Source organism: Bradyrhizobium sp., assembly GCF_016462955.1.
In the GTDB taxonomy this organism is placed as follows: domain Bacteria; phylum Pseudomonadota; class Alphaproteobacteria; order Rhizobiales; family Xanthobacteraceae; genus Bradyrhizobium.
Window position 1 is genome coordinate 1 of sequence record NZ_JAEMSD010000310.1, and the last position, 8,346, is coordinate 8,346.

General features: G+C 65.9%; 10 protein-coding genes. 5 read left to right on the forward strand and 5 right to left on the reverse strand.

Annotation, left to right across the window (positions count from 1 at the left end):
• Positions 1-490: enoyl-CoA hydratase-related protein (locus JHD07_RS26040; RefSeq protein ID WP_291627265.1), on the forward strand; the 490-nt coding region annotated here is incomplete at its 5' end.
• A 2-nt stretch (positions 491-492) separates the two neighbouring features.
• Complete coding sequence (locus JHD07_RS26045; protein ID WP_291627267.1) at positions 493-1,239, forward strand: hypothetical protein; 747 nt, start codon at positions 493-495, stop codon at positions 1,237-1,239.
• Positions 1,240-1,423: 184 nt separating this feature from the next.
• Here the strand turns inward: JHD07_RS26045 and JHD07_RS26050 are convergent, their stop codons facing one another.
• The 3 genes from JHD07_RS26050 to JHD07_RS26060 all read right to left on the reverse strand — a co-directional run bounded on the left by JHD07_RS26050 (position 1,424) and on the right by JHD07_RS26060 (position 4,675).
• A complete protein-coding gene (locus JHD07_RS26050) occupies positions 1,424-2,236 on the reverse strand; it encodes an enoyl-CoA hydratase/isomerase family protein (RefSeq protein WP_291627269.1) in 813 nt (270 codons plus the stop codon).
• Between the two features lie 197 nt (positions 2,237-2,433).
• A complete protein-coding gene (locus tag JHD07_RS26055; RefSeq protein ID WP_291627271.1) occupies positions 2,434-3,594 on the reverse strand; it encodes an acyl-CoA dehydrogenase family protein in 1,161 nt (386 codons plus the stop codon).
• 16 nt (positions 3,595-3,610) lie between these two features.
• Complete coding sequence (locus JHD07_RS26060) at positions 3,611-4,675, reverse strand: acyl-CoA dehydrogenase family protein (RefSeq protein ID WP_291627273.1); 1,065 nt, start codon at positions 4,673-4,675, stop codon at positions 3,611-3,613.
• Positions 4,676-4,918: 243 nt separating this feature from the next.
• Between JHD07_RS26060 and JHD07_RS26065 the strand changes: the two genes are divergently transcribed.
• On the forward strand, positions 4,919-5,704 hold the full coding sequence (locus JHD07_RS26065) for an SDR family oxidoreductase (protein WP_291627274.1): 786 nt from the start codon (positions 4,919-4,921) through the stop codon (positions 5,702-5,704).
• A 180-nt stretch (positions 5,705-5,884) separates the two neighbouring features.
• Here JHD07_RS26065 and JHD07_RS26070 read toward each other — a convergent pair whose 3' ends face one another.
• Both JHD07_RS26070 and JHD07_RS26075 read right to left on the reverse strand, forming a co-directional pair.
• Positions 5,885-6,157 (reverse strand): GlsB/YeaQ/YmgE family stress response membrane protein, encoded by a 273-nt coding sequence (locus JHD07_RS26070; protein WP_291627276.1) that lies wholly within the window; start codon positions 6,155-6,157, stop codon positions 5,885-5,887.
• 27 nt (positions 6,158-6,184) lie between these two features.
• Complete coding sequence (locus tag JHD07_RS26075) at positions 6,185-6,763, reverse strand: YidB family protein (RefSeq protein ID WP_291627278.1); 579 nt, start codon at positions 6,761-6,763, stop codon at positions 6,185-6,187.
• Positions 6,764-6,925: 162 nt separating this feature from the next.
• On the opposite strand from JHD07_RS26075, the gene JHD07_RS26080 reads away from it, so the two are divergent.
• Both JHD07_RS26080 and JHD07_RS26085 read left to right on the forward strand, forming a co-directional pair.
• On the forward strand, positions 6,926-7,927 hold the full coding sequence (locus JHD07_RS26080) for a 2-dehydropantoate 2-reductase (RefSeq protein WP_291627281.1): 1,002 nt from the start codon (positions 6,926-6,928) through the stop codon (positions 7,925-7,927).
• 19 nt (positions 7,928-7,946) lie between these two features.
• Entirely contained in the window at positions 7,947-8,162 is a 216-nt protein-coding gene (locus tag JHD07_RS26085; RefSeq protein ID WP_291627283.1) for a hypothetical protein, read from the forward strand.
• The last annotated feature ends 184 nt before the right edge of the window (positions 8,163-8,346 follow it).

The window sequence follows — 8,346 nt, forward strand, 5'->3', positions numbered from 1 at the left end:
GCCGGTGGTCGCCGCCGTGGAAGGCGCCGCAGCAGGCGCCGGTCTCTCGCTGGCGCTGGCCTGCGATCTGCGCGTGGTCGGCGAGACCGCGAAGATCACCACCGCCTTCGCCAAGGTCGGCTTCTCCGGCGATTACGGCGGCACCTATTTCCTGACGCAGCTGCTCGGCAGCGCGCGGGCGCGCGAGCTCTATTTGATGTCGCCGGTGCTCACGGCCAGGGAAGCCCACGCCATCGGCATGGTGACCAAGGTCGTGCCCGACGCCGAGATCGACACGGCCGCGCACGAGCTTGCGCTGTCGCTGGCGCAGGGCCCCTCGATCGCGCTTGGCTTCATCAAGCGCAACATCAACAATGCCGAACACCTGGCGCTCGAGGACTGCTTCGACGGCGAGGCGATCCATCACACCCGCTGCGGCGACACCGAGGACCACAAGGAGGCCGCAAAGGCCTTCGTCGAGAAGCGCAAGCCGACCTTCAAGGGCGCATGACCATGGCGCCCTATATCCGGCTGCGGCAGATCTGCCTGGTGGCGCCGCAGCTCGAACCCGTGATCTCTGACATTGCGGAGATCATGGGCCTTGGCGTCTGCTATCGGGACGGCAATGTCGCGAAATACGGCCTCGAGAATGCGCTGCTCCCGGTCGACACGATCCTGCTGGAGGTGGTGGCGCCGTTCAAGGACGGCACAACCGCCGGCCGCTTCATCGAGAAGACCGGCGGACGCGGCGGCTACATGGCGATCTTCTGCTGCAACGATCCCGACGAGCGCGGCCGCCATGCAAACGCCATCGGCGTGCGCACCGCCAACGTCATCGACCACGCGCCCTATCACGGCGTGCAGCTCCATCCCCGCGACTGCCGTGCTGCGTTCATCGAGTTCAACCACACCGAAGGCAGCGACGACATTCTGGGCCCCTATCCGCCGGCGGGCCCGGACTGGCAGAAGTTCATCCGAAAGGATGTGACGCAGGCGCTGACGTCGGTGGAAATGCAGAGCCCGGATCCGCAAGGGCTGGCGGAGCATTGGGGCAGGATCATTGGAATTGCGCCGAGCGGTGACGAGCTGAAACTGCCGAACGCAACCTTTCGCTTCGTGAAGGGCGCCAGCGAGATCATGAGCGCGCTGGAGTTTCGTGTGATCGACGTGACGCGCGTGTTGCATGCCGCGAAGGCGAAGGGGTTCGCGGTTGAGGGGAACGAATTTTTGTTGGGTGGCGTGACGTTCCGCGTGAGTTGAGTGAGCTGCACCCTCGCCTCTTGTGGGAGAGGGTGGCTCGCCGCGTAGCGGCGAGACGGGTGAGGGGTCTCTCTCCGCGAACTCATCTTGTGCAGTCGAATTCGCTGAAAAAACCCCTCATCCGGCGCTTCGCGCCACCTTCTCCCACAAGGGGAGAAGGAAGAACAGGACATTCACCGCGCGCTCACCGCCCCTTGAAATTCGCCGCTCGCCGCTCTTCGGTCGCCTTTACGCCTTCCCTGAAGTCTTCCGTCGCGCGCAGCCTCGTCTGCTCGGCGAGCTCGTGATTGGTCGCAGCCATCACGCGGTCGGCGAGGCCATTGCGCATCGTGGCCCGGGTGGAGAGCAGGCCGAGCGGGGAGCATTCGGCGATCTCGCCGGCCAGCTTCATCGCGGCCGCCTTGACCTGGTCCTGCGGCACCAGCTCGTTGGCCAAGCCCCACTTCACGGCCTCCTCGCCGGTGACGCGGCGGCTGGTGTAGAACATCAGCTCGGCGTTGTTCTTGCCGATCAGCTCGGGCAGTGTCACGGTCAGACCGAAGCCGGGGTGAAAGCCGAGCTTGGTGAAGTTCGCGGAGAAACGCGCCTCAGGACAGGTGACGCGGAAATCGGCGGAGACCGCGAGGCCGAGTCCGCCGCCAATGGCCGCGCCTTGCACCGCGGCGACGATCGGCTTCTTGGCGCGGAAGATGCGCACGGCCTGGATGTAGAGATGATTGATTGGGCCGAGGCTGTCGGCCGGGTCGCCCTTCTTCTCGGCCTCGCGCGCCTCCTGTTCCTGACGGGCCGGATCGCCGAAATTTGCGCCGGCGCAGAACGCCTTGCCCTGCGCGGAGAGAACGGTGCTGCGGATCTCGATGTCGCGGTCGAACTCCTCCAGCGCATCCGCGATCTGGTTGATCAGCGAAATGTCGAAGAAGTTGAGCGGCGGGCGGCGGATCTCGATGGTGCCGACATGCCCGACCTTCTCGACGCCGATATCTTTGTAAGTGCTCATTACTTGCCTCCAGTAACTCGATGTATCGGTAGCGAAGAACCACCTCTCCCATAGGGAGAGGTCGGCGCGGAGCGCCGGGTGTGGGGCTGCGGTCCCTCATAAGAGCAGAACCCCTCACCCGATTTGCTGGCGCAAATCGACCTCTCCCTATGGGAGAGGTGGACGGAGCGAGCCGCGATCGTGTCGTTCATCGAAACCTACCGCAAGCCGAGTCCGCGGGCGATGATGCCGCGCAGCACCTCCGTGGTGCCGCCCTGGATGGTAAGCTTCGGTGCGGTCTTGATGGCGAAGTCGAGTTGCCGCTCCAGGGTCTCGCGGTTGGTCGCGGTCTCCTCGACGAAGGCGGCGAGATCGCGCACGCGATGCGGCAACTGCTGCTCCCACACCGTGCCGATGTCCTTGACGATAGACGCCTCGACCACCGGCTCCTTGCCGGCTTCCAGCATGCCTGCCACCGAAACCGACATGCGCCGCATGGTGTGGAGCTGCGCGACCAGGCGCCCGATGCCTTCGGCGCTGCGGGTGTCGGGATTGGGGCCGACCGCGCGCACCAGCTCGGTGAGCACGTAATAGGTTTCGAGGAAGCGCTCGGGGCCCGATCGCTCGTAAGCGAGCTCGCTCGTCGCCTGCTTCCAGGCGCCGTCGACCTCGCCGAGCACGTGGTCGTCGGGGATGAAGTGATCGGTGAACACGACCTCGTTGAATTCGTATTGGCCGGTGATCTGGCCGATCGGGTTCACCTTGATGCCGGGCTGCTTCATCTTGACCAGGAACTGGGTCAGGCCGTGACGGCGGTTCTCCTTGGTCGGCGGCGAGGTGCGGAAGATCGCGATCATGTAGTCGGCGATGTGCGCCGACGAGGTCCAGATCTTGGTGCCGTTGATGAGGTAGCCGCCGTCGGTCCTGGTCGCGCGCGTCTTCGCGGCGAACAGGTCGGAGCCGGAGTTCGGCTCGCTCATGCCGATGGCAAAGCAGACCTCGCCGCGACAGATGCGCGGCAGGATGTCCATCTTGACATGCTCGGGAGCGTATTTCAGCAACACCGGGCCGCTCTGGCGGTCGGCGACGAAGAAGCGCCGCGTCGGCGCGTTGGCGACGCGCATTTCCTCGGTCACCACGTAACGTTCGAGGAACGAGCGCTCCTGGCCGCCGTACTTTTTCGGCCAGGTCATGCCGAGCCAGCCCTTGGCGCCGACCCGGCGGGAAAATTCCGGCGCGTCGGTGTCTTCGCGGTTGGGCTGGTGCGGATCGAAGGTGCCGGCGGCGATCTCCTCGGCGAGGAAGGCGCGCACTTCCTTGCGCAGCTGTTCGCACTTCTCGGGCAGGCGGATCGGATCGAAACGGAGGGCGGCGGTCATGTGTTTCTCTCCCCGATCAGCGCGATGCCACGAGCGGCCACAATTCGTCGGCGCCGCGGTCTGCGACGAGCTTGCCGAGCTCGACGGCCCAGTAGCTTTCCGAGCCGAAATCGTCACGCCATGCCAGCGCGCGCAGCGAATAGCGGTGCAGGATGTGCTCCATGGTGAAGCCGATCGCGCCGTGCACCTGATGCGCGATGGCCCCGCCTTTCTCCGCGGCCTCGGCGCAGCGGATCTTGGCGGAGGCGGCTTCGAGATAGACCTCGTCATCAAATGATGTCGCATTCGCGATGGCGTCAGCCGCGGAGGTCGCGGCCGCAAGCGCCGCGGCGGACTCGCCGGCGAGGCGCGCGAGATTGTGCTGCACGGCCTGGAATTTCGAGATCTTCTTCTCGAAGGCGACGCGCTCGTTGGAATAGCGCACGGAAATATCGAGCATGGATTCCAGCGCGCCCGCAATCTGCAGGCTGCGCGCGACGCCGCCCATCAGCATCACGGTGGTCTGGTCGAGCCCCTTCGGCGCAGCCTTGAGGGCGAGGGGCTGAACCTTGTCGAGCGTCACGGTGTCGCTGTGGTCGTAGCCGACATTCAGCCCGGCTTCGATCCGCGCCTTGGCCGCGGCGACCAGCGCAATGGAAAAGCCGTCCTTGCCATGCGCGAGCACGGCAAAATGCTTCGCGCTCTTCGCGAAAGGCACGCCGCGCGCGCGGCCGGAGAGCGCGCCGTCGGCATCGAGTGTGATGCGGTCCTTCGGCGACGCCGGCAGCACCGTCATCTCGCCCTCGGGCGAGGTGATCTTGGCCTGCGCCAGCAGCCAGCCCGCCAGCATGGTTTCGGCCAGCGGCACCGCGACGGCAAAACGGCCGGCGGCGTTCAGCAACGCAAAACCGTCGGCGAGGCTCGCGCCGGAGCCGCCGAGATCGTCCGGCACCCAAGCCAAGGGTAGGCCGGCTTCGCTCAGCGCCTGCCACAGCGGCGCCTGCCACGTGCCCTGCTTGTCGTTGTTGATGGTTTGCGGATCGGCGAGATCGGCGAAGATCTTCTCCGCGGTCTCGACGACGATATTGTCACTCTCCGCCACAGCGTTCCCCGTATCTTGCCATTGGCGCGTCCTGTTCCGACGGGCGCGCGACCTCTTCTTGCGCCGGATGATCCGAAAAAGCCATGGCCCTGACAAGCGTTGACCGCAGACCAACCTGCGGCGTGGGCATGGGGCGTCACCCGTCTGGGCTAATTCCGCTTAGCGGAGTTTGCTCGATTTGCAGGGCGCGGCAAACTCGTTAAACAAGTCGCGGAAGATCAGAGCCACGGGAAGGACAAAGGGATGGCCAAGGACAATCTGTGCGCAATCGTGACGGGGTCGGCCTCCGGCCTTGGCGCGGCAACGGCGGAAATTCTCGCGCGGAGCGGGGCGCGGCTCGTCATCAACTATTCGTCGAGCCAGAAGGAGGCCGAGGCGACGGCCGAGCTCTGTCGCAAGGCCGGCGCCGCGGAAGTCCTGGTCGCGCAGGGTGACGTCTCGAAGGATGAGGATTGCCGCAAGATCGCCGCGGCTGCCAGCGGCTGGGGCCGGCTCGATATTCTCGTCAACAATGCCGGCACCACCAAGCATGTCGCCCATGCCGACCTCGACGGATTGTCGGCGGAAGATTTCCAGCGCGTCTATGCCGTCAACACCATCGGGCCATTCCAGATGGTGCGCGCAGCGCGCAGCCTGCTCGAAGCCGCCGCGAAGGCTTCGGGGCGGCCGTCTGCGGTGGTCAACGTGTCCTCGGTCGCCGGCATCAGCGGCGTCGGCTCCTCGATCGCCTATGCCGCGAGCAAGGGCGCGCTCAACACCATGACGCTATCGCTGTCGCGCGCGCTGGCGCCGCTGATCCGCGTCAACACGGTATGCCCCGGCTATATCGACACGCCCTGGTTCACCAAGGGCCGTGGCGAGGCCGGCGCCAAGCAGGTGCGCGACAGCGTTGTGGCGAAGGTGCCGCTCAAGGTCGCATCGTCAGCGGAAGACATCGCGCAGCTCGTCTGCTTCCTGGCGATGCCGGCGTCCAGCAACATGACCGGTGAGGTCGTGCGCATGGATGCGGGGATGCATTTGATTACGTGATGAACGCATCCTCGCGTCAAACTCAGTCGTCGTCCCCGCGAAGGCGGGGACCCATAACCACAGGGAGGCGTTTGACGAACATTCGGAGTCATCAGTATTCGCCAAACTCCTCCCTGGGGGTATGGGTCCCGGATCTGCGCGCGCTTGGGGCGCGCTTTTCCGGGACGACACCGCATATAGTCACCCCTTGATCACGCCGCTCGCCACCAGCCGGTGCCAGATGAACAGCACCACCACCGCGCCGATGGTCGCGGTGATGAAGCCGGCGCCCTGGTCGGGGCTGTAATGGCCGATGGCCTGGCCAATCCAGGTGGCGAGAAACGCGCCGGCGATGCCGAGGATGGTCGTGAGGATGAAGCCGCTCGGATTGTTAGGCCCCGGCGCGAGCCAGCGCGCGATGAGGCCGGCGATGAAGCCGACCAGGATGATCCACAACAGGCCGCCCATGCTCATGACAGTGCTCCCCTCCCGTTGAACCGATCAGATCCGATCCGAGAGCTCGTTCTCTGTCGGCAGCCGTCCGTCCGGCGTCAAATGGTCGATCACCTCTGGCAGATACTGGCTGAGGCCGGAGAGCAGATCCTCGCGCGACAGGCCGCTCTGGGCGGACAGGCTGTCGATCTGGTCGGCACCGAGCGCGCTGGCGAGATCGCCCGGCGCAATCGGCTTGTTCTCGCCCTTGCCGACCCAGGAATTCGCAACCTCGCCCTGGCCGCCTCTCTGGAGCTGGTTGAGCAGATCGCCGAGCCCGCCGCTGAGCACGGTCCCCGCCGCTCCGCCCGCAAGCAGGCCGCCGAGGCCGCCCTTGAGCAGATCGCCGAGACCGCCGCCCGGTCCGCCTGCATTCGCCTGCGTCGGAGGCGGCAGCGGCGAGCGCGGCTGCGGGGCGGGCGCTGCGCCGGGCTGGCCTGCCGTCAAATGCTTGAATGCCTTCCAGGCGAGCAGCCCGAGCAGCGCCATGGTCATCGGCGACATGCCGCCGGAGGATTTCTCGGAGCTCGGTGTGCTCTGGCCGCGCGGGCCGTTCTGCATGCCGTTGAGGACGTCGAGTAGACCCATGGTGCTCTCCTTTGGCGTCTCGTTCGGCGAGCGCTCGCCGCTGACTGCCCCCGGGGCAAAAACATATGGGGCACTCATGACCGTTACAAGTCGGATGCGCCGCGATTGGTTGTCGGCCTCGGCTCTGCTATCGAAGGCCGGTCATTCACGGAGTGAGTTTCGGTGATTGCGGATCGACCGATCGTGGTGGCCGGCGCCGGTGCCATCGGCTGCTTCGTCGGCGGCATGCTGGCCGCCAGCGGCCGCCGCGTCGCGCTCCTGGTGCGGCCGCGGGTGAAGTCCGAGATCGAGCGGTTCGGCCTGTGTCTGACCGATTTCGACGGCTTCGAGAACAAGCTCGATGCGGGTCGACTGGCGCTGTCGGAGGATCCCTCGATCTTCCATAGCGCCGGCATCGTGCTGGTGACGGTGAAGAGCGCTGACACCGCCGCCGTCGCCGCGCAGATCGAGCAGCATGCGCCCGAGGATGCCGTCATCGTCTCGCTGCAGAACGGCGTCGGCAATGTCGCGGTGTTGCGCGAGCGGCTCGGCGACCGGTCCGTGCTGGCCGGCATGGTGCCGTTCAACGTGATCGCAATGGGCGAGGGCCGCTTCCACCGCGCCACCTCCGGGGACATTCATATCGGGCAGGATGCGGAGAACACGGCCGGCAAGCTCTCGGTCGCCGGCCTCACGATGCGCGCCAGCGGCGACATCACCGGCGTGCAATGGGGCAAGCTGATCATCAACCTGAACAACGCGCTCAGCGCGCTGTCCGACATGCCGCTCGCGGCGCAACTGGCCAGCCGCGACTGGCGCAGGCTGTTCGCCGACCAGATGGCCGAGGGGCTGGCCGTGCTGAAGGCTGCCGGCATCGTGCCGGTGTCGTCGACGCCGATGCCGATGAGCTGGTCTCCGACCCTGCTCCGGCTGCCGGATGCGATCTTCAACGCGATCCTGGGACGGACCATGAAGATCGATCCCGAGGCGCGCTCCTCGATGTGGCAGGACCTGAAGCAGGGCCGCAAGACCGAGATCGACTATCTCCAGGGTGCGATGATCGCGCTCGCCGAACGGAACAATGTCGGCGTGCCGCTGATGCGCCGCATTGTTGCGCTGATCAAGGACGCAGAGGCGGCCGGCAAAGGTCCGCTTCGTCTGACACCGCAGCAGATCCGCGGGTAGTGCCCGAAGGAGGAACACGATGAAACGTCGTCTTGTGATCGGGATCGCGCTGACCGCGCTCTGCGGTTCGTCAACGCTCGCCTTTGCAAGGCCGCCGACGGTGATGAACTCACCTGGCTATGACAGGCGATTGCAGGAGAGCCGGTCGCAGATGGGCAGTTCGCCGATAGTCACCGAGCCAGCGCCGGCACCGGTGGCGAAACCGAAGCGCAGCAAGAAGAAGCGCACGAACTGACGCTGCATACTCCGTTTGGCCGCTGCTTCAGCCCTTCTTCGCGGGCTTGCTCGGCGTCGGGTTGAACAGCTTTTTCAGGTCGTTGAGGCTTTCCGACAGCCGCGGCCACTCACAGGAGAAGGAGCCCTTGGCGCAAGGCGCGGCCTTCGGCCGCGCGGCTGCGGACTGCTGCACCTTCGGCCGC